This is a genomic window from Bradyrhizobium sp. USDA 4541, assembly GCF_024171085.1.
Taxonomy (GTDB): Bacteria; Pseudomonadota; Alphaproteobacteria; order Rhizobiales; family Xanthobacteraceae; genus Bradyrhizobium; species Bradyrhizobium australafricanum.
On record NZ_JALJZF010000001.1, the window covers coordinates 6,770,730 to 6,794,611 of the forward strand.

General features: G+C 62.6%; 32 protein-coding genes and 1 pseudogene. 22 read left to right on the forward strand and 11 right to left on the reverse strand.

Annotated features, from left to right (window positions below; translation table 11 throughout):
- Positions 1-139: 139 nt before the first annotated feature.
- The 21 genes from J2R80_RS32595 (at position 140) to J2R80_RS32690 (ending at position 11,309) form a co-directional block, all read left to right on the forward strand.
- Positions 140-451, forward strand: coding sequence for a hypothetical protein (locus tag J2R80_RS32595; RefSeq protein WP_253640014.1), 312 nt, complete (start codon positions 140-142; stop codon positions 449-451).
- Between the two features lie 149 nt (positions 452-600).
- Entirely contained in the window at positions 601-837 is a 237-nt protein-coding gene (locus J2R80_RS32600; protein WP_253640015.1) for a hypothetical protein, read from the forward strand.
- Between the two features lie 187 nt (positions 838-1,024).
- Positions 1,025-1,261, forward strand: coding sequence for a hypothetical protein (locus J2R80_RS32605; protein WP_253640016.1), 237 nt, complete (start codon positions 1,025-1,027; stop codon positions 1,259-1,261).
- Positions 1,262-1,407: 146 nt separating this feature from the next.
- On the forward strand, positions 1,408-1,647 hold the full coding sequence (locus J2R80_RS32610; protein WP_253640017.1) for a hypothetical protein: 240 nt from the start codon (positions 1,408-1,410) through the stop codon (positions 1,645-1,647).
- Between the two features lie 212 nt (positions 1,648-1,859).
- Positions 1,860-2,156 (forward strand): hypothetical protein, encoded by a 297-nt coding sequence (locus J2R80_RS32615; RefSeq protein ID WP_253640018.1) that lies wholly within the window; start codon positions 1,860-1,862, stop codon positions 2,154-2,156.
- An 88-nt stretch (positions 2,157-2,244) separates the two neighbouring features.
- Positions 2,245-2,649: a hypothetical protein gene (locus J2R80_RS32620; protein ID WP_253640019.1), complete on the forward strand. Its 405-nt coding sequence runs from the start codon at positions 2,245-2,247 to the stop codon at positions 2,647-2,649.
- The gene (locus J2R80_RS32625; protein ID WP_253640020.1) at positions 2,646-2,975 is read left to right on the forward strand and encodes a hypothetical protein; all 330 of its coding nucleotides are present in this window, start codon (positions 2,646-2,648) and stop codon (positions 2,973-2,975) included. Before J2R80_RS32620 ends, J2R80_RS32625 begins: the two co-directional genes overlap by 4 nt.
- A gap of 13 nt (positions 2,976-2,988) precedes the next feature.
- Positions 2,989-3,327: a hypothetical protein gene (locus tag J2R80_RS32630; RefSeq protein WP_253640021.1), complete on the forward strand. Its 339-nt coding sequence runs from the start codon at positions 2,989-2,991 to the stop codon at positions 3,325-3,327.
- A gap of 57 nt (positions 3,328-3,384) precedes the next feature.
- The gene (locus J2R80_RS32635; protein ID WP_253640022.1) at positions 3,385-3,576 is read left to right on the forward strand and encodes a hypothetical protein; all 192 of its coding nucleotides are present in this window, start codon (positions 3,385-3,387) and stop codon (positions 3,574-3,576) included.
- 6 nt (positions 3,577-3,582) lie between these two features.
- Entirely contained in the window at positions 3,583-3,882 is a 300-nt protein-coding gene (locus tag J2R80_RS32640) for a hypothetical protein (protein WP_253640023.1), read from the forward strand.
- Positions 3,883-3,944: 62 nt separating this feature from the next.
- Positions 3,945-5,045: a hypothetical protein gene (locus tag J2R80_RS32645; protein ID WP_253640024.1), complete on the forward strand. Its 1,101-nt coding sequence runs from the start codon at positions 3,945-3,947 to the stop codon at positions 5,043-5,045.
- A 15-nt stretch (positions 5,046-5,060) separates the two neighbouring features.
- On the forward strand, positions 5,061-5,258 hold the full coding sequence (locus J2R80_RS32650; protein WP_253640025.1) for a hypothetical protein: 198 nt from the start codon (positions 5,061-5,063) through the stop codon (positions 5,256-5,258).
- A 128-nt stretch (positions 5,259-5,386) separates the two neighbouring features.
- On the forward strand, positions 5,387-5,740 hold the full coding sequence (locus J2R80_RS43820; protein ID WP_375162666.1) for an ArdC-like ssDNA-binding domain-containing protein: 354 nt from the start codon (positions 5,387-5,389) through the stop codon (positions 5,738-5,740).
- Between the two features lie 308 nt (positions 5,741-6,048).
- Positions 6,049-8,232, forward strand: a complete 2,184-nt coding sequence (locus tag J2R80_RS32655) for a DUF3560 domain-containing protein (protein WP_375162667.1) — start codon at positions 6,049-6,051, stop codon at positions 8,230-8,232.
- 82 nt (positions 8,233-8,314) lie between these two features.
- Positions 8,315-8,815 carry a hypothetical protein gene (locus J2R80_RS32660; protein ID WP_253640027.1) on the forward strand — a complete coding sequence of 167 codons (501 nt, stop codon included), beginning with the start codon at positions 8,315-8,317 and terminating at the stop codon, positions 8,813-8,815.
- A gap of 35 nt (positions 8,816-8,850) precedes the next feature.
- Positions 8,851-9,018 carry a hypothetical protein gene (locus tag J2R80_RS32665; protein ID WP_253640028.1) on the forward strand — a complete coding sequence of 56 codons (168 nt, stop codon included), beginning with the start codon at positions 8,851-8,853 and terminating at the stop codon, positions 9,016-9,018.
- 15 nt (positions 9,019-9,033) lie between these two features.
- Positions 9,034-9,351, forward strand: a complete 318-nt coding sequence (locus tag J2R80_RS32670; RefSeq protein WP_253640029.1) for a hypothetical protein — start codon at positions 9,034-9,036, stop codon at positions 9,349-9,351.
- Positions 9,352-9,426: 75 nt separating this feature from the next.
- A complete protein-coding gene (locus J2R80_RS32675) occupies positions 9,427-10,050 on the forward strand; it encodes a hypothetical protein (protein ID WP_253640030.1) in 624 nt (207 codons plus the stop codon).
- Positions 10,047-10,322: a hypothetical protein gene (locus J2R80_RS32680; RefSeq protein ID WP_253640031.1), complete on the forward strand. Its 276-nt coding sequence runs from the start codon at positions 10,047-10,049 to the stop codon at positions 10,320-10,322. Before J2R80_RS32675 ends, J2R80_RS32680 begins: the two co-directional genes overlap by 4 nt.
- Before the next feature lie 204 nt (positions 10,323-10,526).
- Positions 10,527-10,892 (forward strand): hypothetical protein, encoded by a 366-nt coding sequence (locus tag J2R80_RS32685; RefSeq protein ID WP_253640032.1) that lies wholly within the window; start codon positions 10,527-10,529, stop codon positions 10,890-10,892.
- Positions 10,893-10,985: 93 nt separating this feature from the next.
- Positions 10,986-11,309: a hypothetical protein gene (locus J2R80_RS32690; RefSeq protein ID WP_253640033.1), complete on the forward strand. Its 324-nt coding sequence runs from the start codon at positions 10,986-10,988 to the stop codon at positions 11,307-11,309.
- Positions 11,310-11,542: 233 nt separating this feature from the next.
- On the opposite strand, the gene J2R80_RS32695 is transcribed toward J2R80_RS32690, so the two are convergent.
- Positions 11,543-11,887, reverse strand: a complete 345-nt coding sequence (locus J2R80_RS32695) for an HNH endonuclease (protein WP_253640034.1) — start codon at positions 11,885-11,887, stop codon at positions 11,543-11,545.
- Positions 11,888-12,088: 201 nt separating this feature from the next.
- Entirely contained in the window at positions 12,089-12,988 is a 900-nt protein-coding gene (locus tag J2R80_RS32700; RefSeq protein WP_253640035.1) for a hypothetical protein, read from the reverse strand.
- A 715-nt stretch (positions 12,989-13,703) separates the two neighbouring features.
- On the opposite strand from J2R80_RS32700, the gene J2R80_RS32705 reads away from it, so the two are divergent.
- Entirely contained in the window at positions 13,704-14,783 is a 1,080-nt protein-coding gene (locus J2R80_RS32705; RefSeq protein ID WP_253640036.1) for a hypothetical protein, read from the forward strand.
- A 576-nt stretch (positions 14,784-15,359) separates the two neighbouring features.
- On the opposite strand, the pseudogene J2R80_RS32710 reads toward J2R80_RS32705, so the two are convergent.
- The 9 genes and pseudogenes from J2R80_RS32710 to J2R80_RS32750 all read right to left on the reverse strand — a co-directional run.
- A pseudogene (locus J2R80_RS32710) lies at positions 15,360-15,692 on the reverse strand (transposase); the annotation flags it as partial.
- An 18-nt stretch (positions 15,693-15,710) separates the two neighbouring features.
- The gene (locus tag J2R80_RS32715; RefSeq protein ID WP_253640037.1) at positions 15,711-17,141 is read right to left on the reverse strand and encodes a DnaB-like helicase C-terminal domain-containing protein; all 1,431 of its coding nucleotides are present in this window, start codon (positions 17,139-17,141) and stop codon (positions 15,711-15,713) included.
- Positions 17,138-18,229, reverse strand: a complete 1,092-nt coding sequence (locus J2R80_RS32720) for a toprim domain-containing protein (RefSeq protein WP_253640038.1) — start codon at positions 18,227-18,229, stop codon at positions 17,138-17,140. Before J2R80_RS32720 ends, J2R80_RS32715 begins: the two co-directional genes overlap by 4 nt.
- Before the next feature lie 235 nt (positions 18,230-18,464).
- A complete protein-coding gene (locus tag J2R80_RS32725; protein WP_253640039.1) occupies positions 18,465-19,271 on the reverse strand; it encodes a hypothetical protein in 807 nt (268 codons plus the stop codon).
- Position 19,272: 1 nt separating this feature from the next.
- The gene (locus J2R80_RS32730) at positions 19,273-21,255 is read right to left on the reverse strand and encodes a DNA cytosine methyltransferase (RefSeq protein WP_253640040.1); all 1,983 of its coding nucleotides are present in this window, start codon (positions 21,253-21,255) and stop codon (positions 19,273-19,275) included.
- A 4-nt stretch (positions 21,256-21,259) separates the two neighbouring features.
- The gene (gene dnaN, locus J2R80_RS32735; protein WP_256527887.1) at positions 21,260-22,378 is read right to left on the reverse strand and encodes a DNA polymerase III subunit beta; all 1,119 of its coding nucleotides are present in this window, start codon (positions 22,376-22,378) and stop codon (positions 21,260-21,262) included.
- Positions 22,375-22,947, reverse strand: coding sequence for a hypothetical protein (locus J2R80_RS32740; protein ID WP_253640041.1), 573 nt, complete (start codon positions 22,945-22,947; stop codon positions 22,375-22,377). The genes dnaN and J2R80_RS32740 overlap by 4 nt, the downstream gene beginning before the upstream one ends.
- 5 nt (positions 22,948-22,952) lie before the next feature.
- Positions 22,953-23,186: a hypothetical protein gene (locus tag J2R80_RS32745; RefSeq protein WP_253640042.1), complete on the reverse strand. Its 234-nt coding sequence runs from the start codon at positions 23,184-23,186 to the stop codon at positions 22,953-22,955.
- A gap of 9 nt (positions 23,187-23,195) precedes the next feature.
- Positions 23,196-23,765 carry a hypothetical protein gene (locus J2R80_RS32750; protein ID WP_253640043.1) on the reverse strand — a complete coding sequence of 190 codons (570 nt, stop codon included), beginning with the start codon at positions 23,763-23,765 and terminating at the stop codon, positions 23,196-23,198.
- Positions 23,766-23,882: the final 117 nt, after the last annotated feature.

Consider the following 23,882-nt stretch of genomic DNA (forward strand, 5'->3'; position numbering starts at 1 on the left):
CATAACTGGAGTCGGAGTGTCAAATCCGGTTCCGCTACTCGGCGGTGCATGACGGCGCCGCGCGGCCTCGGTCTCTCCCTGTTCTGTGATAGCTATTCGCTAGATGGACTGTTCAAACTCACGGGATAGGGAAAACGACATGCCTGCAGCGAAGGCGAATAGCTCGGCGCCGAGACAAGCCGGCAAAGGCCGCGCCTATGCCTCGGCCGGCGCCACACTGCGAATCAGCGCGGCCGAATTCATCGCTTGGCAGGAAGAGCTAGGCCTTTCGAATGGTGCTGCAGCTGCAGCGCTATTCGTTTCGCCCAATACGGTTACAGCGGTGCGCGCGGAAGGCGGTAGCGCTGAACTGGCGCTGAAGTGTCGCGCCATCGCCGCCGGCCTTTCGCCAGCGCTACCCATGCAAGAGGCCTTCCGCCTCGGCCGGATAAACGCCATTCTGCAGGAATAGGCCGCAATTCCCTGTAGTGTGAGGTCGGCCGGCCGAAACCCTATCTTTTTTCACAGAGCAGCGAATTAGGGGATTGACAGGCACCGCGCTTTCTAGGCATGTGCGGCGAACGGAACGCGCGATTGTGCGCAAATCAAAAGGCCGCCGACATGGCAAAGACTATCGCCTATCAAGTCACAGTCCGCCGCATTGCTACCGGTTGTGACTTCCATATCCGTCTATTCTCACAGTCCGCCGAGCATGCCAGCAACCGCGCCGTTGATCGCGCGCGCTTCGCTGAACGTATCTCACTGGCCAAATATCAGGAACTGAATGCCAAAGGCATTGCGTGCTTTCGCGTCATTTCTTGCGAAGTGTCCGCCGATCAATCGCGGCCGATTGGTTAGGCCGCGCCATGCTCGCCGCTTTCATTTCCTTTTGCATCGCCAACCCGCCCTTTGCAGGTTTTATGCTTGCAGCGATCTATACCCTTTGCTGGGCCATCCTAGCTCCCTTTCTGTATGCGCCGGCAACGCCTCGGCGCCGTTCGATCCGGCGCCGCGCGCGCCGCAACCGCCGCTAGGAGCAAAGCCAATGCCGATTATCGTTTGCCATGATGGGGCGATCTACCGCGCCGAGATTTGGGGATTCCGCGGCACTTGCGCGCTAATCCATAAGGCTAGCGGCCGATATGCGGTTATCCGCGGCGCCGAGGCCGCGCGTTACCATGACGCAATCGCGGTTGCGTATCTGCGATTTGGTAGCATGCCGGGTGATACGCTCTATGCCTGGCTTTGGACCAATGCCGGCTTTCATCGTTTGGCCAGCTAGGCCGCCTTCTAAGACTGCAACCGCGCGACTGTGCGCAAATCGAGAGGCTAGACCAATGAGAGAGAATTCCGATTTTATCCTGTTCTGCGCGGCGGCTTTCGTCGGAACGTTTGTCATTTTCGCTTGCTGTATGTGAGGCGCGCGCCATGGCAAAGCCTGATGATTTGACTTCCTACGCCTCGGCCGGATATGCCGCGCCGGCCTCGGCCAATCCGCACTTGTGGAGTAGCGCAACACACATTGCGTTTCGCCTCGGCCAATGGTTGCACGAAACCGGCCGGCCGGCCCCGCGGAACGTCCGCATGTCGCGCGGCCTTTCGATCCGCGCAAACGATATGCTGATACGCTGGAACGCCAAAACCGGCGCATGCGAACGGATCAACTAACGCGATTTGCAGCCTATGCCGTGCAAGTCACGGCATAACCGGCAAACCGCCGAAACCGCGCAATTGTGCGCAAACTTGAAAAGGACATAGGCAAATGAAGTATCGCAAGCATGATTCCGACCGCCGGCCGAGCGACAAGCGGACTCGCCGCGCCGCGGTGCGCGATGGCAAGCGCGCGTTTCTGAATTCTTGCCTCTAAGGGAGCTAGGGCAATGCCTGCAGTCACACTAGACGGCGCCGTCTATTTCAATTGCTGTACGGATTACTCGGCGCCGGATTGGTCCGCCTTTCGTTCGCTGGAAATTGGAGGTTGCAGTGTCCGGCATGATCCGGACACGGGCGAAAGCAATGTGACCGGAAACCGCGCGCCGGACGATTCCGCCTTTTGGACTGTATACGCTCGCGAGCATGACGGTTGCGCGCTCGCGATTACCGATTGCGGAATCCAAACGGAAACACACGCGATTGCCGAAACGCTATCCCGGCTTTCCGGCCTTCCCCTGATTTGACGTTGCGACACTGCGCAGCATGTCTGCGCAGCACGGAACGCCAAAGCGGACCAACGCGCGATTGTGCGCAATCGAAAGGCTTTCGACCATGAACCGCAAACCGCAATTCGCTTGGCAATGTTCCTTTATGGGGACTGTCTACTATCGCGTTACGGATCAAACCGGCAACTATGAGGTTTCCATCCGTCATTCCGTTTCCGACTATGAGCTATCGATAGCAAATGGCGATGACGTCCGGCGCGCCATGCGGACGGGAATCGGCATGCTTGTCCGATATGCCGAGGCATTGCCGGCGGATATCGTCGCGGCCTTCAATGCCTGGCGCGCCGCTGAACATGCTGCAGCCATGGCGAAACTTGACGCCGCGCCGGAACGCTATGGCGTCATCGCGCCGGATGACGAATTGCGCAAGCCGCCAATGATCGCCCGCGCGGCCTCCTATGATCGCGCGCTGGGATGGATTCCGGTTTGCGAACTGGAGCGCGCAGCATGAACCGCGATGCATTCCGCCGCACCATTTCCGCGCTACGCGCCGAGGCGAGAGGCCGGCGCCATCATGTCGCGACATTCTGGATTGTCTGCAACGGCGTCGAATTCACGGCGCGCGCAGAACGGGCAATCGGTCCGGTTGATTTGCGGACGTCGCGTCTATCTTGCCGGCCTCGCCGAGCTCTTGCGGCCGAGGCCTTGCGTTGGGCGGCTCATTATCGGCGCGCCGCGAAACACTCGCCTATCGCCCGCGCTCGCAATCTAGAGGCCGCGCGCGAATGCATCGCCGAGGCCGCGGCCTATCATTCCGTCTTTAACCGCCTTCCGTGAGGGATACCGCACCATGAAAACAGCGCGCTTTTGGCACTATCACAAATCCGGCCTTGTTCGTATTGCGTTGCGGACTGGCCAAACATTGCACCATTCGCACGGCGCCAGAACAGACGAGGGATGGACGCGCGAGTCCAATATCTTTTCTTTCGACGGGCAAACCGTGACTAACGAATGGTGCGACGATGGCGCGGATTGCGATGGACGCCTAACCTGCAATGGCGTTTGCAGCTGCGCGGCCGATAGGCTTTCCGCGGGTTACCATGACGTTGAAAACGGCGCGCGGTTTCCGGACTGGCAAGCCGCCGCAAGCATACAACGCGATTATTCCGCCGAGGCTGCAGGCTACTAGGCCGGCGCCGTCGAATTCAAACGCGCGATTGTGCGCAAATCGAAAGGACAGACAGACATGGCACGATATGGCGGCGATCCGCGATGGATCATTACCAAATATCCGGCCAATGACCGGAACGGGCATTTTATCCCGGTAGGAACGCGCGCGTTCTATTATCCGGTTTCCAAACGCATGTTGACCGGCGCCGAGGCTGAACAGGCAAGCCGCGATTTTGAGGCCGCACGTTTCGACGAAAGCATGAGGTAAAGCGCAATGGATTTTGCAGCATTCCAAGCCGCCGCGGCCGAGTTGGATAGCCGCATGAAAGAGGCCGGCGCGCGCCTCGGCGCCGTGACAGAAAGCCTTGCGGCCGAGATGGGGATTCCGGCGCGCGGTCCGATGGGATTGACGCCGGACCGCATTAAGTTTGATCCGCGATACCGGCTTGCGAAGGCCGCGGCCGATATCGCCTTTGCGGAACTACGGGCATTCAATGGCCGGTATGCGCCGCGCTTCAAGAAAGAGATACGCGCCGAGATTGACGCGCGGCGCCGTGCGAAGTGCACCGCTTAACCTGGCCTCGCCTTCCATCACTATTCCCGCGCGATTGTGCGCAACAGAAAGGACAATGGACCATGCAACAGAGTGATATGATCGCGGCAAAGGCTGCCAAGGCAACGGAACGGCGCGCGCTGGCAATTATCGCCTATGACAACGCTAAACAGGATCCTGACGGCGCGAACTGGCAAGGGATTGCCGATTTGCTGCGCCTCTCCCTTCCCTCGGCGAAAGCCAAGGCCGCGCCGGCCGAGACTGGCGCCGACAACGGCGCGCCATGGTCGGATTATGATATCCCGGCAAGCGCGACGAAACGTCTAGGCAAATCGCCTATCATCGTTGTGACGTTCTCTTGCGGTGCCGTGGTCTGCGCGCCGGCGGTTTCCCTTCCCGGCAAGCCGGTAAACATCGGCCGCGGCTTGCGTGTTGCCTTTGCCTTCTACCGCGCGCGGATCGCCCGGGAATTCGGCAAGGCCTCGGCCATTGGTTCGGATTGCGTGAACGTTCCGGCCATCGTTTCCGCCATCTGTGACGCTACCGGCGCCGAGTATGGCGCGGACGAATGCAACGCCAAAACCTCCGAATTCCGCCGCGGCGGTTTCGATCATGTCGCGCTTTCCGCCGAGGCCTCGGCCTTGCCGGAAAAGGCCGAGGCCGGCGAGTTGACGCGCGCCGACTTCTACCGCGGCCATTACCTCATTGCCTCGGCCGAGGCCGAGATTTTGGCCGGCGCCAATGAGGATCGCGCGGCCGAGTTGGGCGCGCAGATTAACGATTATCGCGCGCGCCTCGGCGGCTTGTCATGGCTGGAAATTGAAGCGCGGCGCCGCGCCGCAATCCGTGAGGCCAAAGCCGCGGCAAAGGCCGAGGCCGAGGCTATGGCCGAGGCCGGCCGGCGCGCCGAGCGCGAGGCCGAGGCGCACGCAGCTGCAGCCAAGGCCGAGGCCGAGGCGCCGCGGTTGCGGCTTGTCGGGGACAATTCCGCCAGCGTCGAAACCGCGGCGGCGCCATCCCTCCCAGATACGGCCGATTCCCTCCCGGTTGCGCCCGCGCCAAAATCGGCCGCGCCTCTCCCGGTTGCGCCTTCCCGCGTCGCGCGCTTCCTGGCCTCGTCATCGCTCGGCGCGCCTCGTCATTCCCTCCCGGTTGCGCCTTTCTGCGCGATCCGCTCGGCCTAGTCGGAGTCGCCAGCAATGCACGCCTATGGTTTCGATATCCAACCGGACGGGGCAAGGTTTCGCCTAGTTGACCGCGCCGAGTTCAACCATTGGGGCGAGTTATCGCCGCGGTTCGATACCGCGGCCAAGGCCGAGGAATACGCGCGCCGTTGCGACGAATTAAAGCGCGGCAAGCGCTCAACCGTCGAATTGCGCGCTTGGGAACTGACCTAGGCCGCGGCGCGCCTCGGCCTCTCGAATTGACACGCGCGATTGTGCGCAAACGGAAAGGAATACAGACAATGCGGAAACCGACTCCCAACAAAGAAAAGGCCGCGCAGCTGGCGCGCCAAATCGCCAACATGACAGACGAGCAAAAGGCGCTTTGGCTGCAGCGCGCGCCGATCCTCACCGCGGACGCGCGGCCGATATCCGGCAAAAATCACATGCTGGCGGCGATGCAGTGCGAAGGCGCAACCATGCTCGGCGGCTTCAATCAATGGCTTGCCGCCGGCCGCGCGGTGCGGAAAGGCGAGTCCGCAATCTATATCTTTGCGCCGTCCGGCCGGCGCGCACCGGCCGAGGCCTCAGCGCCGCCGAGCGCGGAAGGCGCCGCGTCCGAGGCCGTGGCGGAGTCGGTGCGGTTTATCCTGGTGCCGGTTTTCGACGTTTCGCAAACCGAGGAAAAGCCGGCCGAACAAGCCGCCGCGGCATAGTCCCGGCTACGATCGATTTTGCACCCCCGAGCTACGGCCGATTTTGCGCAACACCGCTTGACAGATTCGGCCGACACAAATTAGAGAAGCACCCCCGCGCGATTGTGCGCAAATCGAAAGGACAGAAACACATGCAGCATTCCGCCACCTATTCGCCCGATGATAACAAGCTGCGCCTTTATCCGGCGCACCGCCTGGACGCCGAGGAGTACGCGCGCGTGAAGGCCGCCGGCTTCAAGTGGGCGCCGCGCCAAGAACTGTTCGTCAAACCGTCCTGGAGCCCAAGCGCCGAAGATTTGCTGATTGAGATGTGTGGCGAGATCGGCGACGAGGACAAGAGCCTGGTAGAGCGCGCCGAGGATCGCGCCGACCGCTTCGACGAGTACAGCGACAAGCGGCTTTCAGAAGCCAACCGCGCGCGCGAGGCCGTGGACCAGATCGCGGAACGGTTCGCGATGGGGCAGCCGATCTTGGTCGGCCATCATTCGGAGAAGAGCGCCCGCAGGGACAAAGAGCGCATGGATTCCGGCATGCGCAAGGCTCTCAAACTCTGGGACACCTCGAAATATTGGACGGCGCGCGCGGCCGGCGCCATCGCTCACGCGAAATACAAGGAACTGCCGGCGGTGCGTCATCGCCGCATCAAGGGCATTGAGTCCGATAAGCGGAAGCTGGAACGCCAGCAAGCAGAAACCGAAAGGCAGCTGAAGGCCTGGCAGATCGTCGCCGGCATCACCGACCTGGAGAAGCAGCGCGCGGCCGGTCTGACCGTGGCCAACAGCAGCGGTTATTGGTCGATGTCGTTTCCGCTGGCTGACTATCCGCGCGATCCGCCCGCCTCGCAGTATGAGGGACCGATGGGCCTTTGGTCCGCAATTGACGGGAACGTCATCACCGCCGCGCAGGCCGCCGCTATCGCGATTCCGAGCCTGCAGCGTTCCGGGCCTTGGCGAGACCGTTGGGTTGCGCACTATGACAACCGGCTGGCCTATGAACGCGCGATGTTGGCCGAGCAGATCGGCACCGAGGCGACCGCCAACCCGCTGGCCGACCGCTTCGCCTTCGCCGTCGGCGGCGAGGTGCAGACACGTCGCAGCGATGAATGGGTTACGGTGTTGAAGGTCAACCGCGGCGCTAACGGTTCAGTTTCCAGCATGACGACGACCACGCCGGCCGGATCGCGCGGCAAGCAAGCGCATTGGAAGGTGGAGAGCATCCGCGATTATCGCGCGCCGAGCGCCGAGAACGTCGCCGCAGCGAAGGCCGCAACCAAGCTGCCGCCGCTCTGCAACTATCCCGGCGAGGGATTCCGCGAGATGACGGAGACCGAATGGAAGGGCCGCCGGCAGTTCTCGGATTTCTCCTATATCGGCAAGGTGAAGGAGACCGAGACCCACGGCGCGCATCGCGTGCGGCAAATGCCGACGCCCGGCGAATTCTGGAAGAAACAGCAAGTTTTCATTACGGATGCAAAGCGCGTCGATCCGCCCAAGATCGCGCCGGCAGCCGAGCCGCAGGCGCCCGCGGAATTCGTCGCCGAGTATGTAGCGCCGCCCGCTGTTGATATTGACGCCATGCTGGCAACGGTCGGCGAGATCACCGGCGCACCGGTCGAGACCGTCACCCAGGACGAGCCCGAGGCCGTGCCGGCGCTGGTCCCGGTTGCGCCCGCGGAGGAGCCGCGACGCCTCGGCGACGCTAAGGCGGAGGCCCAGCGCATCGGCGCTGAGATCATCACCGGACTCGGCCAGTTCCGTGTTGGCCTCGGCCAGCACGTCACCGACTGGTGCGACGATGAGGCGACGGCCTGGCGGCAGTTCTGCGAACTGGCTGGCGTGCCGTTCGAAGCCGAGGCGGTGCCGGCGGACCTGCGGCCGCGCGTTCTCGCCCCGGTCCCGGATACGGCCGATTCGCCGGAGCCGACCGCGGCGGACAGCTTCGAGGCAATGCGGGCCATGCTGAAAGGCGGCGGCGTTCAAGTCGTCGTTGCGCCTCAACTCTTCCCGACCTCGAACGAACTTGCCGCGGACGTCGCCGAGGCCGCCGACATCCGGCCCGGGCAGCGCATCTTGGAGCCGAGCGCAGGAACCGGCGCGCTTATCGAGGCCGCGCGCAACTGTGCCGATGGTCTCCAGGTGGTGGCGGTCGAGATCAACACCAAACTGTGCCAGGCGCTGGCCAACCGCTTCACCGGGTTGACCGTCATCAATGCGGACTTTCTCGACATGGCCGGCGCAACGGACAAGTTTGACCGGATCATCATGAATCCGCCATTCGAGCGCGGCGCCGACATCAAGCACATTGAGAACGCGCGGCGCTTCCTGAAACCTGACGGCCGACTGGTCGCCATCTGCGCCGACGGACCGCGCCAGCGCGCGAAGCTCGAACCGATCGCGGTGGAGTATCGCGCCCTGCCCCCGGGATCCTTCAAGGCCGCCGGAACGATGGTCAACACGGCGCTCGTCGTGATCGATGGGCCGCCGCCGAGATAGCCCCCGGCTGCGCCTACCTCCCGGCTACGATCGATTTTGAACCGCGCAACTGTGCGCAATTTTGAAAGGACACCGAATGCCCATGACCTTCGAGCAGTTTCAGGCCACCCGCACCGAATGCGCCGACATCGGCGCAGCCATCAGCACCGATATGGGGATAACCGAGCCAGTGCCCGGCTTTCTGTACCTCGGGACGTTCTATATCGAGGGCATGACGTCAACCTGGCCCGACGAGGCGCGCGCGCAGGGGACGTATCACCTCCTGATCGAGCGCGACGAATGGATTAGCGACGACCTCGAAGCGTTGGAGCGCCACCTTTTTGAGTTTGCGCTCGCCTCTGGTGCCGAAATGGGAATTGACGACCTCTGCGCCGAGTACAAGACCTGGAACAAGGCGCAAGGCCTCAACCTCAGCAGCGCTGATGAGCATCTGGCCGACGAGACGCTTTCCGAGGAGCAGCGCGGTTGGCTGCGCGACTTCTCCAGCCGTTGGGAAGAGGCTGAGCAGCGCGCGCGGCGTCACAAGTGCCAGCACCGCGACAGCGGGCGCGGCGTCTGCATCGACTGCGGCGCAGCCCTTTGACCCCTCGGCTACGACCGATTTGACGGAGGCTCCTCATGCTCACAATTGAGATAATCGCGACCGCGACGGGCAAATGCATCAAGCGCTGTGCGTTCGAGGCCGCGACGGTTTCGGATCGCGCCGCGGTGTTCCTGTCATTCCTCAATTACTGGGAACGGCATTTCGGACAGCAGACCGATTACACCTGGCGCACACCCGCATAGGAAGGAGGTTGACTCATGACGACCAAGAAGCCCGATATCTACTCCGGCCCCATCGAAGGCGCGCGCGCCGCCATCATCGAAGCGCTCGGCGGTGCATTCGCAACCCCGCCAGCCTCGCCGCCCGAACGCCAGCTGACCGACGACGAGAAGGCCTTTATCGCCCGCATGGCGCCGCACGTCATGGCCGGCAAGACGATGGAGGAAGCCGCGGCGGCCGTCGTCCAGGACGATGAGCGGCTTTGGCTGACCGCTACGGAGGACTCCGACGTTGGCCGCGCGATCCGCGACGAGCTCGCCGCCACGGTCTACGCCGCGGCGCGATCTGCGACATAGAGACGGCTGCACCTCCCGCTTACGACCGATTTCCCAATACCCCCTCGGCTACGGCCGATTTGAGAGGAGTCCGAAATGCCTCGACGCAAATCCAAACTGCCGGCACCGAAACCGCCGATCGAGATCGGCGACTATTTCGCCCATCGCGGTCTCGACAATGTCACTGTCCGTCTAAAAACAGGCCCTCTTGACAACAACTTCTTTTCGCTCCGCGACGAGCACATCACGCAGTGCTCGACTTTCGAAGGTGCCGAGCGCCTGGCAGCGCTGATGAATCAGGCTCGCGACCTCGCCCGTGACTATCGCATGGTCTCCAATATCGGCGGTCAATTCGGCGGCCGCGATCAGATCGCAGGCTACATCGCGCGTCACGTCGCCAATGCCCTCGACGTGCCACACCGATACGTCTCACCGGACGAGCACACCCGCGAGACGCTCAATGAATACGGCCGTCAGGTCGGCGATCTCGCGCGGTTCTTCGCCTTCCTGGATGCGACCGGTACGCCGGCCACGCTCGATGACTTCAAGGCCCGGGCCATGCTGCGCCGGCATGCTATCAACGACCGCGACTGCACGTACTGCGACCACGACCGTTCCCGCGAGGTTGTCCGTGCTTGGCGCCGCACCTTCGATCCGTCGACCGCCGCGGCAGATCGCGCCGCGCAGGTTCTCCGGGAGATAGAGGCCGCAACATCATGACCAACGAACAAATGGTTTCAGCCGCCGGCATCAAGGTCGTGACCCGTGCCGAGTTCGACGCCGCGACCGACGTTCCCGCCGGCGTGCGCCTGGTGGCCAATCGGCTGTTCAAACGCTGGGGCGGCGACTTCGTGGTGTACGACCCGGCCGGCGGCGATGACGGCTGGCTGCTCATCGACGATGATCGAGAACAGATCATCGGCGAGACGATCGAACACCTCGGACGGCTCAACCCTGAGCCGTCGGCGCCGGCGCAAGGCTCGCTTTTCTGATGACACTGAGGCCCTGGAAAGAGTTGACCCGCGACCAGCGGGCCGAGCGCCTCGGCGACGCGCGGCGATGGAAGAAGCCCGCCGAGCCTGGAGACAAGCGGGCAGCCGAACTGCTGCGGCGGCTCGAGTCCGGAGAACCCTTGACCCGGGCCGACCTAAAGGAGGCCCGCGCGCTGCTGCGCGCCAAACGAGGAAGGAATCAAGATGAGACAGGTTAGACGCGTGCCCGCCGATTGGCAGCACCCCCGCAACTCCGGAGGCCGGTATGTCCCGCTGCTGGAGACTGCCCCGGATGCGCCCGCGCCCGATCCTACCCGCCACATGCCGGCTTGGCCAGCGGCGCAGCGCACGCACTGGCAGCTGTACGAGACCACCAGCGCCGGCACGCCGGTTTCGCCACCCTGCCCGTCACCCGAGGCGTTGGCCAAATGGCTGGCCGGCCACCATGTGGAGGCCGCACCAGGCTTCACGGGAACGGAGGCGCAATGGCTCGGCGCGATCAAGCGCGGCACCATCCCGCCGGTGATGACCGTCGGCAAGCGCCAGGTCAATCCGCTCGACTACACCTGATCGGCCGGGACTCCCGGCTACGATCGATTTTGTGCTACCCCCTCGGCTACGGCCGATTCCGGGCGACTGTGCCCAACCGGAAAGGATCTCGAGATGTCACCACCCCGATTTGCTCACCGCAAGATCACGAGCGAAGATTTCAAGGCCGAGCTGGCCAAGCAAGGCATGTCGGTGCCGGCGTTCGCGCGCGTCTGGTGCCAGAACCTGTCTACGGTGAAGAAGTGGGCGAATGGCGGGAACGATATCCCGACCTGGGTGCCGATCGCGCTCACCATGATGACGCTGCCGAATGCCCATGGCACCGCTCGCATGGCGGCGGCGGCGATGATCGAAGAGGATCGGCTGCATCCCGAGCTCGGGAAATTCCCCTATCAGAAGCTTCGGCAGATGCCGGCGGACGACGAGATCGAGGAATAGCCCCCGGGCTACGATCGATTTTGCGCGGCCCGGCTGCGCTTCTTCTTCGTCGTGCGCCGATTCTTCGGCTGCGATCGCTTCGCTGCCGGCGTCGTCGGCGCGTCCTTTGCTGCGGCCGCGGCATCACGGGCATCAAGCTCGCGCTTCAACGCCTGATTACGCTCCCAGTTGGCTTCGCGGAAAGCGCGGAGTCCGTCAGCGCGCGTAGTTGGCTCTTTTGACATGCCTCCCTCCTACGATCTCATGCGGTTTGCTCGAGCCTGAATGCCCGACCTGGTGTTGTGCGAGTTGCAGGCGCAGCGCCCGTTGGTCAGATCCAGCGCTAGTTCCGGATTGTCGCGGATATCCCTGATGTGGTCGGCATACATCTGGTGACCGTTGGCGCGGCTGCGCTCGCAGCGGAGGCCGTTCTCGACATACTCGCAACGCCAGCCGGCGCGCCGCTTCACCTTCTCGGCCCAGTCCTTGTGCTCGGCGGTCTGGTAGTGAGGATCCGCGCGCTTCGGCAGGATTGTCGCCTTCCGGGTGTCCAGCGTCTGGATGCGCGAGCTGAGGCTCGGAATGCGAGCTCGAGTCACCGCCCACCCCCTTTCTCATTGCGCCTTGGGCCGAACATCTTCCGGCCCATCGAGCGAAGCATCTCGCGCTGATCCCAGGTCATCTGGTCGCGATCGACGTCGACCAGGAGGAGACCGTATTCACGCCAAACCCGCTGTTTCGTTTCCAGGGGGGTCTCACGGGTGTTGGGGGCAAACCTTCCAAGCGACATCGATCCAGCCCTACTTCCGCAAGCCCATGCCGGCAGCGGTCTTCAACCGCCGTACCGCGTCCCATGTCCGGTCGATGATCTCGACACCGTCGTAAAGCCTCACCAGCGCGTTCAGCGCGATCCGGAAGTCGGAGTTGTTGGTGCGATGCTCCTCGCCGCCATGCATCCGGACGTCCTCGCTGCTGCACTCGAGACCGATCCTGACGAGGAGGATGTCGAACTGCCGCTGGCCGAGCCGGCGCTCGACATCCCGGAGACGTCCGCTGGCCTCGAGGGCGATGGTGTGCGAGGGCGAGCCGCCGCCGCCGCCATCGACCTTGTCCTGCAGCGCGAAGCCTCGCGATCCGTGGAACGTGGCCAAGTCGAAATCGCGTCGGAAGCGATCTGCGGCGCTCTGGCGCAGCTTGTCCTCTGGATCCGCGGCGCCGCGTTTCTTGGATTCCGTGAGATTGAGGTGCGACGCTCGGACCGTGTCGACCAGTACGTTGAGCCTTGGATTTTGTGGGTCCGGGATGGTGTGCTTGCGCCGGCCGCTGGCCAGGCGCTCGGCTTCGTCTGCCGCCTTCTGCTCTTTTTTGGTGAGCGGCTTGCCCCAGAGATTCAGCGGGTCGGTGGAGTCGATCGTCCCGCTTCGGAAGCCCTGCTGGAACAGCTTGTTCCGGTGCAAGGCCTCCTTCACGCGGCGCGCACCCTCGGTGTCGCGGTCCATCAGGTACTCGACCACGAACTCCTGGATGACGCGCTGCCGGCGGCGCGTCTCCTCAAACAGGAGCTGACCTTCATAGGTCAGCCCCTTGTACGACTCCATTGGTCGAGCGCGCCGGATGTCGCGCATGAAAGCACGGGCTCGGCGATCGCGCTCCTTGTCGACGTGTACCGGTGCGATATCCGTGATCTGTGCTTGAGACATTCTATCCTCCACGCAGAATCACGAATAAGTTTTGCGGAGGTGATTTGTCTACGATTGCAAGCGGAAAGTTGACGGCTCATCCACCGTCGATCTGTCTTTGACCCGGGAGGTACTCATACATCGCCGGTGATTTCGCTTCGCCGGACATCGACGCCTCTGGTCAATCGTAGCTAAGTTGCGATAGTCGACGTGGCGACCTAACCGAGGACTTCCGGTTACCCTCGAACGGCCGACCTTTCCGGTGGTCATACAGACCGTCAGCCAACAGGAGACATCAGGAGGTTGCCCTCGCTAGGCCACCAACTGGACTATTAGAGACGGAGCGTAGGACCGCGGGCGCAGCCACCACTTACTAGTAGCGATCTTACGACGCACAGCCGCGCCAAGAAGCAACCTTTACAATAGCACCAACGCTGTGGCACCATCCAGACGTGCATGAACTTTTGACGTTGTCTGGCCGACGGAGACGGCATGGCGCGCGACGTTCTCACATGCCAGCGCAGAGTTGAGCGCGACCATCATCGCACGGTTGCGGCGGGATTAGCTTTGCTTTTCGCCGGTTTGGTATTTGGCTTCATACCATTCGCGCATGCCGACGATTTTGAACCTGTGAGCACTCTGCAATTCGTGGCCCGCCTGGTCTGGGTGGTACTGAAGTGCTGTAGCTATTGGTTATTGCAGATTGAAGAGAGGGCGTTTTTTGGAGGAGGCGTTCATGACGTTTTTTGCAACGCGCAATCAAGCATTCTTTCTTGCACTTCTACTGTCATTGTTCAGTTCGCCTGCTTTGTCCTTTTCTCTTGTCGAGTTTTTAGGCTTGGACAAAGAGACGAAAAGGCTTCAAGACGAACTCGATAAAACTCGCGCAGATGTCAAATACATTGCAGAAAAAGCGATAAGGGCTGTTCCGGGCGAACGGTATCTTCAACTCATTGACGATCTTCACTCGGGGGACCCTGCGAAAGCAGAAGCCGCCCGTAATTTTCTGAGAAGCCTTGCAAATATTGACCCTCAGACGACTTACAAAGCGAGCGTGTGGTTCTCGTTCGATCCAAACAAGAATGGTGGGAAGTTCATGCAGGACATGACTCGGGTGGTTCTGCCTCATCCGATCTTGTTGCAGAAATACGCCGATGACTCCCTCAATTTGGAGCCGGCTCAAGTAAACAATTGGGAGCCACTTAACGCCGCCGAGATCGAAGCCCTCATGACGCAAAAGGCAAATGATTTTGTAGTCGGTCTAGTGGGGCAAAGGAAACAAGCCCCCGTTCCGGGTACCGGCGATAACAGCCTTGGTATTCCGGCGTCACAGGTTCACGTTTACGATTCGGTGATCAATTCGCGCATTCCTATCGACGATAAGACGGCTATCGCACAGACAGATGAGAAAGTTGCGAACTTGAAAACTCCTCTGATTGAGGCGATCAAAAGTTCGCATGCGTTCAAGCCGCCGAAGACGGACGCCTACGAGCGGTCAAAATCGTGGAATCCGCTGGATCAGCACAACTATGTTGTCATCTTCCTCAGCGAGGATACGTTCAACAACCACGATAAATTTGAGATTCAGTTTGTCATTAAAGACGTCAAGTCTTCGAAGGCTACACTGAATGACCGACCGCCGAAGAAGTTCAGTCCGGCGGATTTCAACCCCGCGGTGAATAAGCCGATAAAGAACAAGTATGGGCAGACACTCTATTGGACGTCATACGAGGTGACAGGAGAAGCCTTGTTTAGTCCCGACACAGCAAAAGAGATTGAGAATTTGCTGGCTGCGGTGAAGTCCATTCCGAAATAGGCGTGGCGTCCTCGCGAAGATCCTACTTTTGGAGGACATTATGATTAGATCGTTTTGTTGTTTGACAATCGTAGGCGCTCTAGTCTTTGGCCAGACTGGTCACGTCAGTGCAAACCGGCTGGACGATTTAAGGGTTCGACTACAGCTTCACTCTCAAGCACGGGAAGGGGGATCGTCTTCCGATCGGCCCGCTTGTTCACCGAACGGCGAAGCTAACGCCTGCTATCACAACGGCTCAAAATGCTTCGTAGTTGTATTGATGTGTTATTCCTGCTGTTTTGGCAGTCAAGGAACCTCAAAAGGGGAAAAGGGACTACCCTGCGGGGTGTGCATAGGATTCGATTAGTCAGCGCATTGGTCCGGTCTTGAGCCCGATCGAATATTTGCCATTCACGCATCGGATAGGCTTGGGCGTAGAGCATGAGCACGCCAAATAAACTGGCTCCCTCTCCCGTGTTCGCCTGGCTTGACCGAGGCGGGCTCCCTTGGTCGGCTATGGGTCGATTCCGTTGAAAAAGGCCGGCAGTTTTCGTTGTAATAGCTCCGTCGCGACGTGGCCGAACTGCTCTACCGACCCTATGCGAGCCTCGGGCTGGGCATCGGGATCAGCTTGGCCATCTTTCGAAGGTTCTGGGCGGTGGCTGCGAGGATGAACTCGTCGCGCGCGCCGTTCGGACCTCGTAAACGCAAACGGTCGAGCTTGAGAATGCGCTTGAGGTGCGCGAACAACATCTCGATTTTCTTGCGGAGCCGGCGCGAGGTGCCTCCCTCCCACGATCTCGCGATCTGGCGCGCCATGTCGCGAGCGCCCTCGTAGATCGAGCGCGGCCCTCTCCGTGAAGCCTGCTTGGGGCAACACCGAGCCTTCAATGCGCATCGATCACAATCGCGCTTGCTGGCGAGGTAAAGCGGACAACCAACTGAGAGTCAAAATGGGATTTCCTCTCTGTTGCCATTGCCCCCGAACATCATCCGAGGGCCGTTGAAGTCGATCTCTTTCCACTTGCTGCCGGTGCCGCTGCGGTTCTTGAACACGGCGAAAGCCGCCTTGTCCTTCCAGATGTCATATTCCCGCAACCAGCGATCGCGCTGCTCTCGCCCCTTCGGGTTGTCTTCCCCCGCCGGCTCCGGCTCGTTGTCGCGGAGCCAGATCTTCGGGATCGTCAAGCCGATGATGATGTCGCTGTTCTCGACGATGAGCCCGCCGCCGTAGATGTCGCCGCTGCCGAATTTCCAGCTGGGCGCGCGCTGCCCCTCGCGAGTCAGCTGGGCCAGCTGCCAAACGACGCCGTCGAGTTCCTTGGCAAGATCCTTGGTGTACGCCGACGCATATTCGACGGTCCGGACGACGTTCCAATGCTCCTGCTCGGGCTCGACCAGCTTCAGGTGGTCGATGCAGAACTGCTTCACGCCATACCGGCGCTTCGCCTTCCGGAACTCGTTGCCGATCTGCTTGATCGTCATCCGGCTGCGGTCTTGGACCCAGACCTTGATGGACTCGAGCTGCTCCTTCGCTCGCCGGATATCGAGGAATTCTTTCTGGTTGAAGTCGCCGCTGATCTGCTTCTTTACCGAGACGCCGGACAGTGACGCGATGTCGCGATATGCGATCTGCTCCGCCGACATTTCGAGGCTGAGCGAAAACCCCGGGAAGATGCTCGTCTCGTCCAGCGACGGGCCGGCGTTGTCGCGCAGGATCTGCGCCATCAATGCCGATTTGCCGTGGCCCGATGGCGCCGCCAGCGTGACTGTAGTGCCGCCGACGATTGGACCGAGAACCTCGTCCAGCTCCGGGATCTTGGTCAGGACACCCACGGCGCGCTTGCCGCGGTGCTCGTAGGCCTCTCCGGCCTTCGTCATGGCGCTGGTGGCGGCGTCACCCAGCGTCACGGCGTGCCGCACCCGGTCGTGATCGTCGACGACCCGCAGCAAGTCGTCGATGTCCTGGCGCGTCTGGTCGAAGGTCTTGCCCGGCGCCGTGGCGATCTTGCCGAGCTCGACGCGCGCGCGCTCGCGCCAGGCCAGCACGATATCGTCTACGAAGTCGAGTGCGCTGCTGACGTCCGAGGCCTTCTCGATCAGCACCGCTAGGACCGCTTCGACCGAACCGATGCCTTCGAATTCTACCGGCAGCTTTGACTCGAGCAGCGACAGGCTGAGGCCGGGCCCGTTGAGGCAGCAGTCCTCCACCGCAGTAAAGATGGCCCGGTGATGCGGGAGCGTGAATTGATCGGCGTGCAGCCGGTCCGAAACCGCCCAGAACGACTCCGCCGCCCCGAGGATCTTTCCAATGACGGCTTCTTCGGCCCTGATGTTTTGGGTCGGCTTGTTGGATTGTGGGGTCTCGCGGCGGCTCAAACGTAAGTCTCCTGGTGCCTGCGCACGTTCCAGATGTCGAGGTAATCGGTTCGCATGCGTGGTTCGGGTTGGCTGTCGTGCCGCCTGCCGACCACCACCATGCGTTCATGAAGTTTGCGGACCGCGGCGCGGCCCGCCGGCTCGGTGAGGACGAGGTCGCCGTCTTGGCGTCGCCATGGCTTGTCGCCGTCCGGGAATGACGTGATCCGCTCCACCTCCATCGGCGGCTCGAAGCCAGAGACGCCGCTGGTGCTGAGCCCAGCCCAAACTGGATGGCGGTAGCGAACCAGCGCGCGCGCCGCCAGGCAGGTTTCCAGTCCCTCGCCGAGACCGATGTGCGCCGCGACGCCGCCGATCCGAACGGCCCCGCCGGCAGCAACGCCGGCGCCGATCTTGGCCTTGTCGACCGGCGCCTTGGCGGCCTTCGCTGGGTCGAGGTGGATTTTCCAAATGGCCGTCAAGTCGCCGAACACGTCATCGACACGGCAGACCAGCGTCGGGAACGAGAGGCGGGTGTCGAGGTCATAGGCCACACTGCGGTGGAAGCGCAGACAGTCATCCCAGCCACCTGGCGGCACTGGGATGCCGCGAGCGAGAAGATAGGCCTCAGCGTGCGTGCCGGCGATCGTGACAGCCTCGGACCAGATCTCGGCCGCTGTGTGCTGGCGCGCCTGCACATGCTCAGCGGCCCGCTTATCGTCAGCGGCGCGCTTGGCGGCGGCCGCTTCGGCGCGGTCTTCCCGCTTCTTTCGCTCTTCCGGTGTCTCTTCGCGGGCGCGATCGAGACCGACGAACTCCCGGGCCCGGTCGAACACCTCGGCGTTGGCCCTGTGGCTGTTGGTGAGACCATAGGCAAACAGGTTGATCTCATCGCCGCCGATGCCGGCCGAACTCCTGACCCATGCGCCACGCTCGTACTTGCCCACCTTGGCGAGGTAAACGACGAACGAACCGAGATCTTTTTGCGATGCCGGCGCGCAATAAGCCAACCGACCCTTGGTCACATGACCGGGCCAGAAATGCTTCAGCACCTGTTCGAGCATTTCGTTCAGGCGCTTCTTGATCTCGGCAGTATCCTCTCGCGTCATGCCAACCCTGCAGCCGCCTCGATCGCTTGTCGCTTCAGGTTCGCCCAGAGCCGATCACAAGCCGCTCCATCATTCTCGTGGTGATACCGGCGCCATGCGCGCTTGCGGCGCCCGTAGACGCGTCGCCGGTCGACGGGCAGCGCACGCCAATGGTCGCCGCAAATCCATTCCGTGGGCGGGGCAAACCGCCCAGTGGTGCGCCGGCAGAACGGCACGCAGCATCGGACACGTTCTGTCAAAGCAAGTTCTCCTGCTTCGGCTCGGGCGCGGCAACCGGCGGCGGCGCCAGCGGGTCGGCCGGCTTCCACTTGTCGTAGTCTCCTGCGATCTCCTCGTAGACGCGGGGGTGCTGCCGCTTGAAGTTCGGGAAGTGCGGGCCGCGGAGATAGCGGCCGGCATCGAGCGCGAGCCAGCCGCCGCCCGATGGCAACCAGCGGCGGTGATCGATGTTGACGTGCTTGAAGTCCGAGCGCAGCAGATAGCCGCGCTTCTCCAAGATCACGGCAATCTTGATCGCAGCCACCTTCCAAGACGTCAGCTGCACTGGTGATGGAGAGCCCGCCAGGACATCTGGCACATATTCCGGCAATCGGTGTCGAAATGCCGGGGCCCACTCATGCCAGTCATCGCGCCAGGTGGAATGCTGAAGATCAGGCAGTAATGGGCGGAATGCAGGACGCTCCGACCACACCGGGTAATGGTCGGGCCTCTTCGTCGGCGAAACCCGGATAATCGTCAGCCCGATGTAAGCGCAGATCAATTCGTAGCCGACGGCGTGCTCGTCCGGAACCAAGACCGCTCGGCAGTCCGGCGCCATTCGGTCGGCGTCCCAGGCGCCATATTCATCCAGGGACTGGTTGATGACGTGCAGGCCCATGCGCAGCTTCGCTTGGATGCCGATTTGAAATCCGTCGACATCCCTGACGAGAAGGATGTCCCAGTTTCCGGTTTCCGGATACGCGGTCCAGCCCTCTGGCAAAGCGCCAATGAAGCGCTTGCAGAGAGCGGCTTCCGTGGCGAACATCGGTGCTGCCTTCGCCATCTCAGGCACTCGCAGCGCGCTTGATGATGGCCGGTTCCGGCTTTGCCTTGACCGCGGCATCCGCCATAATCGCGGCGACCTCGGCCTTCATCAGGGAGACCGAGACGGCGTTGCCGATTTGCTTGATCTTCTGGGTCTTGGTGCCGGCGAATTCGTACTCGGCCTCGTCCTCGTTGAAGCCCATCGCCGCGGCGAGTTCGTGCGGCTCCAGCATCCGGAAGAGGATGTCGTACTGCGGAGTCGCCTCGACGAGGTTGACGTGACCGGTGGCAGTGATTGCCGGGGCTGGCTCGGCGATGTCGTGCACCCGCGGCGCCTGCCCTTCCCGCTCGCCGAACTGCGCCGCGATGAATGCGAGCTCGCCGCGCGAGGCCGTCGTCACAGTCGGGATCGGCTCACCAAGATCGCGGACGCGGTCGCTGCGGTCGTGATGGGTGACCGGCATAACCATGGCGAACTCGCCGCCCTTCGCCGTGGTCAGCGTCGGCAACGGCTCAGCAAGGTCGCGCGCCGCGTTGCCGCCCTGGGTGTGGGTGACCGGCACCACCATGCCGAACCGTCCTTTCGACGTGACGGTGTCCAGCGGCTCCTCGGCGCTCTTGCAGGTCTCGCCAGATCCGGAGCCGTAGTAGGGCGAGATCAGGACGTGGCTTTGCTTCGCGACTTGGGTTGGTGTCGGCTCGTCGACCGACCGCGGCGCGCCGCCGGCGTGGCGGGACAGCACGAACGGCTCGACCAGGTAGCCGCCGCCGTCGCAGTTCGCCGTTGGAGCCGGATCGCCTATCGAGTGCGCCCGGGTCTCTGCGAAGCCGTCGCCGTGGCGATTGAGGATGAACGGCTCGACCGCGTTACCGTTGATCTCGGCCATCATCTGATCGAACGAAATCACGGGAGAGACCAGCATCGGCCGCGCGCAGCCCGGGTCATTAGATCCGGCGCCGCCGGTGGTGATAGTGGGGAGAGGATCGTTCGCCGGGCGGGCCGCGCCGCTACCGGTAGCCAGGACGAGCGGCTCGGCTAGCCCAATTCGGGCCTGCGTCATCACCGCCGGTGCTGGGTCGTCTACGGATTGCGCGTCCCGCCGGAAGTTCTGCTTCAGCAGGATCGGCTCGGCCAGCGCCATGTGGAGGCCGTTTGCCGCGACGGTGGGAAGCGGCCGGTCGAGGCTCTGCCCGTCCATGTGGTTGCGGAGAACGACAAGGAACGGTTCCGGCCAGTTGAACTTGACCGCGCCCGCATAGATCCGGGCCAACGTCTTCGGCGCCAGCGGCTTCGAGCGGTTGAAGATCGACCGGCCCTTGAGCGACCAGTCGATGATCTCACGCGCCGGCTTCCACGGCTTCATGCCCGGGAATAGCAGCGTGTCGTCGGCTCGCTTGGCATGCGTCAGCGGTGCCCAGGCCACGATCTTGCGGTCGTTGCGCGCCTTCAAAATGAAGCGCTGCCGGGTTGTCGCGTCGCCGTAGTTCGCTGCGTTGAGCTTCCGCCATTCCGGTTCAAAACCGAGCCGGCGGATCGTGTCGATCCAGAGGGCAAAATACTCGCCCTTGCGGCTCTTGATGGGCTTGCCGGTCCGCGGATCGACGGGGCCCCACCCGATGAACTCCCAGACGTTCTCGATGATCAGCCGCTTGACGCGCAACTCGGTCAGCCAGGTTACAATATGCCAGGGGTCGGAACGCTGCTGGTCGGAAGTCGGTTTGCCGCCGCGCGCAACCGAATGATGCGTGCACGTCGGCGACGCCATCAGCAGATCGAGATATCCCTCTGGCACGATGATGTGCGGCCGCACTGCGGCGATGTCTTCGCAGTAATGCCGGGCGAGCGGATGGTTCTTCTTGTGCGTCTCGATCGCGACGCCCCAGTGATTGACACAGACCAATTCCATCTCGAGCCCGAGTTCGGCGAGAGCCCGCGCGCAGCCGGTGGACGAACCACCGGCGCCGCAGAGAAGGTCGGCAACGAGGATTTTGCGACGGCCCACTTATCTAGACCCTCATCGGCATGAGGACGTACAGCGAGCCTTCGTCCGTCCCGCGGAAGATGGTCGGCGAGCCGGGGTCGGCGAGATTGACGTTGACGGACTCGCCCTGGACCTCGGCCAGGATGTCGTGCAGGTACCGGCTGTTGAAGCCGATCTCCATGGCGTCCCCGGTAAACTCGGCCTCGAGCTCCTCGGTGGCGGCGCCGGCGTCGGGGTTGGTGACGTGGAGCGTAATCTTGCCCTCAGCCAGCGACACCTTCACGGCGCGGCCGCGCTCGCTGGAAATGGTCGCGACGCGATCGACGGCCTCGAGCAGATTCTTGCTGCCGATCTTCAGCGTTTTCTCGTTGTTCTGTGGGATGACGCGGCCGTAGTCCGGGAAGGTGCCGTCGATCAGCTTCGACACCAGGACGATATCGCCCGAGGTAAACGTGATTTTGCCCTGGCTGAGCTCGACCTGGATCTCACCGTCGGTCGACGCGAACAACCGGTCGACCTCGCCGACCGTCTTGCGGGGAACGATGACACCGGGCATGCCGGCAGCACCTTCCGGCAAGTCGACGTCAACGCTGGCCAACCGATGGCCGTCGGTCGCCACCGCGCGCAGGTGGTTGACGTTGCCTTCCTTGTGGGTGTGCAGGTAAATGCCGTTGAGATAGTAGCGGGTCTCCTCGGTCGAGATCGCGAACTGGACGCGCTTGATCAGCCGATGCAGATCCTTCGCCTGGATGGCGAACGAATGCGTCATGTCCCCAATGCTGATGTTCGGGAAGTCTGACGGGGGCAGCGTCTGGAGACGGAACCGCGAGCGGCCAGCCTTCACAACGACGACCTCACCCTCCTGCTCGATTGTGATCTGCGAGCCGGCCGGCATCTTGCGGACGACGTCGTGGAGCAGCCCGGCCGGGACGGTTGTGCTTCCCTTCGCGGCCGCCTCGGCCTTCACGGCGTCCGTCATCTCGATGTCAAGATCGGTGGCGCGGAGGCGGATCCTGTCCTGCTCCACCTCGAGCAGCACGTTGCTGAGGATCGGGATGGTGTTCCTCTTCTCGACCACGCGGACCACGCGGCCCATGACTTTGACGAGCGCGGAATGCTCAACGATTGCTTTGAAGGCGGTCAAAACGGTGTCTCCTTTCGGGATGGGGTGAGCGTCGGTTCGAATAGATCGCCGCGCGGTGCTGCGAAGCGCGGGTCCAGATGGCCGCGAAGCCACCAGGCCACGCCGAGACTCTCCGCGGCGTCGAGGGAGGTTATGGTTCGGTCAATCAGTTGCGCGTAACTGAGGGACGCTTCCTTGGTCGCGCGGCCGTTGCCGGTGAAGGCCTTTCGCCACGTCCCCTGATTGACGTAGATGAATGGAACGTCATGGGCGGCGAAGACCTCTTCGGCGATCGCGCACAGCCCGTAAATCCGCTGGAATGTCTTCATCGGCGGGCGCGTCGCCGCCGGCTCAGGGTTTTCCTCAGTGGGCTTTCCCTTGAGCTCGATGTCAGTGCGCAACGGCTCTTCGGCTGCGCCGTGCTTGACCTGATTGTCCTTGATGATCTGGTAGAGCGTCTTCCGGAAATGCCGAAACACCTGCCCGGAATTCTTGCCTTCCCAATGGAAGGCCCGGGCCCAGACATAGCGTTCGCCGTCAAGCAACGTGATGCCTGTCGTGGTCGCGATATCTAAGCCAAGGATCTTCATCGCGATCAGGCGGCCTGAATCGCGGTTTCGTCGAACCAGCTTTCGGTTTGCCTGCCGTCGCCGGCGCGATAGCGAACCAGATAGCTGTTGACATGGTCCTGATACTCGGCACGGCCGATGACGGTGCCTTTCTCGTTGCTCTCGATCATGCTCACGGTCGCCTTCAGTTCGTACAGAAACGGCTTACTCTTCACGGTCTCTCCTCCATGGTTTCCGGCGGCGGAATTGCCGCCGGTCATCTCGGTCGATCAGGCCTCGTTGCCGTCGTCGCCTTCGCCCTGCTCGCCGCCGTCCGGCGTCGGCTGCGGCATGGCCATGATGGCGTCACGCTCCGACCGCGCCTGGCGGAATGCCGCAAGCCACGCCTGCCCCTTGATGGAGCCCGTCTCGTACGGGTTGTCGGATTCCTTGGAGCCGGGCTCGGTATCGAGCCTGAAGCCGGCGGCGCGGCCCTCGCGCTTCGCGCGCTCGTCTTCCGGCGTCGGGCCGGTGCCGCGCATACCGAAGAGCTCGTACTGGCGCGGGCTCAGCGTCTTGCCGAGCAAACCGAGATAGAAGCCGGCGCGCTCAACCTCGGTACAGTAGGCGTCGATCGCCTCGTCACCGCCCTCGTACAGCTTGATAGCCAACTTGGCGGCGTCGTTATTCATGCCCTGCTGCGAGGTGATGGCGAACACGCCGCGGAGCCGGTTCTTGACCGTGTTGTTCGACTCGTTGGCGGCCTTCGCTTCCGCCTGCGCGGACCGAATGCGGGAGAGATTGAACGCGTCGAGCGCGCTCTGGGTCGGCTCGTTTGGTCTGTCGGCAGGCGTCGTCATGGGATTCTCCGGGGTTGGTCAGTGGGTGATGAAGTCGATGGGCCGTTTCGATTGCCAGCGGAGGCCGACGCGCACCGCGATCGCCGCAGTGCGCAGACGTCGCGCGCGGCACGCCCT

Excerpts from the sequence above, each read along its gene's own strand:
- J2R80_RS32595 (WP_253640014.1), top strand. The coding sequence starts at position 140 with ATGCCTGCAGCGAAGGCGAATAGCTCGGCGCCGAGACAAGCCGGCAAA.
- J2R80_RS32600 (WP_253640015.1), top strand. The coding sequence starts at position 601 with ATGGCAAAGACTATCGCCTATCAAGTCACAGTCCGCCGCATTGCTACC.
- J2R80_RS32605 (WP_253640016.1), top strand. The coding sequence starts at position 1,025 with ATGCCGATTATCGTTTGCCATGATGGGGCGATCTACCGCGCCGAGATT.
- J2R80_RS32610 (WP_253640017.1), top strand. The coding sequence starts at position 1,408 with ATGGCAAAGCCTGATGATTTGACTTCCTACGCCTCGGCCGGATATGCC.
- J2R80_RS32615 (WP_253640018.1), top strand. The coding sequence starts at position 1,860 with ATGCCTGCAGTCACACTAGACGGCGCCGTCTATTTCAATTGCTGTACG.
- J2R80_RS32620 (WP_253640019.1), top strand. The coding sequence starts at position 2,245 with ATGAACCGCAAACCGCAATTCGCTTGGCAATGTTCCTTTATGGGGACT.
- J2R80_RS32625 (WP_253640020.1), top strand. The coding sequence starts at position 2,646 with ATGAACCGCGATGCATTCCGCCGCACCATTTCCGCGCTACGCGCCGAG.
- J2R80_RS32630 (WP_253640021.1), top strand. The coding sequence starts at position 2,989 with ATGAAAACAGCGCGCTTTTGGCACTATCACAAATCCGGCCTTGTTCGT.
- J2R80_RS32635 (WP_253640022.1), top strand. The coding sequence starts at position 3,385 with ATGGCACGATATGGCGGCGATCCGCGATGGATCATTACCAAATATCCG.
- J2R80_RS32640 (WP_253640023.1), top strand. The coding sequence starts at position 3,583 with ATGGATTTTGCAGCATTCCAAGCCGCCGCGGCCGAGTTGGATAGCCGC.
- J2R80_RS32645 (WP_253640024.1), top strand. The coding sequence starts at position 3,945 with ATGCAACAGAGTGATATGATCGCGGCAAAGGCTGCCAAGGCAACGGAA.
- J2R80_RS32650 (WP_253640025.1), top strand. The coding sequence starts at position 5,061 with ATGCACGCCTATGGTTTCGATATCCAACCGGACGGGGCAAGGTTTCGC.
- J2R80_RS43820 (WP_375162666.1), top strand. The coding sequence starts at position 5,387 with ATGACAGACGAGCAAAAGGCGCTTTGGCTGCAGCGCGCGCCGATCCTC.
- J2R80_RS32655 (WP_375162667.1), top strand. The coding sequence starts at position 6,049 with ATGTGTGGCGAGATCGGCGACGAGGACAAGAGCCTGGTAGAGCGCGCC.
- J2R80_RS32660 (WP_253640027.1), top strand. The coding sequence starts at position 8,315 with ATGACCTTCGAGCAGTTTCAGGCCACCCGCACCGAATGCGCCGACATC.
- J2R80_RS32665 (WP_253640028.1), top strand. The coding sequence starts at position 8,851 with ATGCTCACAATTGAGATAATCGCGACCGCGACGGGCAAATGCATCAAG.
- J2R80_RS32670 (WP_253640029.1), top strand. The coding sequence starts at position 9,034 with ATGACGACCAAGAAGCCCGATATCTACTCCGGCCCCATCGAAGGCGCG.
- J2R80_RS32675 (WP_253640030.1), top strand. The coding sequence starts at position 9,427 with ATGCCTCGACGCAAATCCAAACTGCCGGCACCGAAACCGCCGATCGAG.
- J2R80_RS32680 (WP_253640031.1), top strand. The coding sequence starts at position 10,047 with ATGACCAACGAACAAATGGTTTCAGCCGCCGGCATCAAGGTCGTGACC.
- J2R80_RS32685 (WP_253640032.1), top strand. The coding sequence starts at position 10,527 with ATGAGACAGGTTAGACGCGTGCCCGCCGATTGGCAGCACCCCCGCAAC.
- J2R80_RS32690 (WP_253640033.1), top strand. The coding sequence starts at position 10,986 with ATGTCACCACCCCGATTTGCTCACCGCAAGATCACGAGCGAAGATTTC.
- J2R80_RS32700 (WP_253640035.1), bottom strand. The coding sequence starts at position 12,988 with ATGTCTCAAGCACAGATCACGGATATCGCACCGGTACACGTCGACAAG.
- J2R80_RS32705 (WP_253640036.1), top strand. The coding sequence starts at position 13,704 with ATGACGTTTTTTGCAACGCGCAATCAAGCATTCTTTCTTGCACTTCTA.
- J2R80_RS32720 (WP_253640038.1), bottom strand. The coding sequence starts at position 18,229 with ATGACGCGAGAGGATACTGCCGAGATCAAGAAGCGCCTGAACGAAATG.
- J2R80_RS32725 (WP_253640039.1), bottom strand. The coding sequence starts at position 19,271 with ATGGCGAAGGCAGCACCGATGTTCGCCACGGAAGCCGCTCTCTGCAAG.
- J2R80_RS32740 (WP_253640041.1), bottom strand. The coding sequence starts at position 22,947 with ATGAAGATCCTTGGCTTAGATATCGCGACCACGACAGGCATCACGTTG.
- J2R80_RS32745 (WP_253640042.1), bottom strand. The coding sequence starts at position 23,186 with ATGACCGGCGGCAATTCCGCCGCCGGAAACCATGGAGGAGAGACCGTG.
- J2R80_RS32750 (WP_253640043.1), bottom strand. The coding sequence starts at position 23,765 with ATGACGACGCCTGCCGACAGACCAAACGAGCCGACCCAGAGCGCGCTC.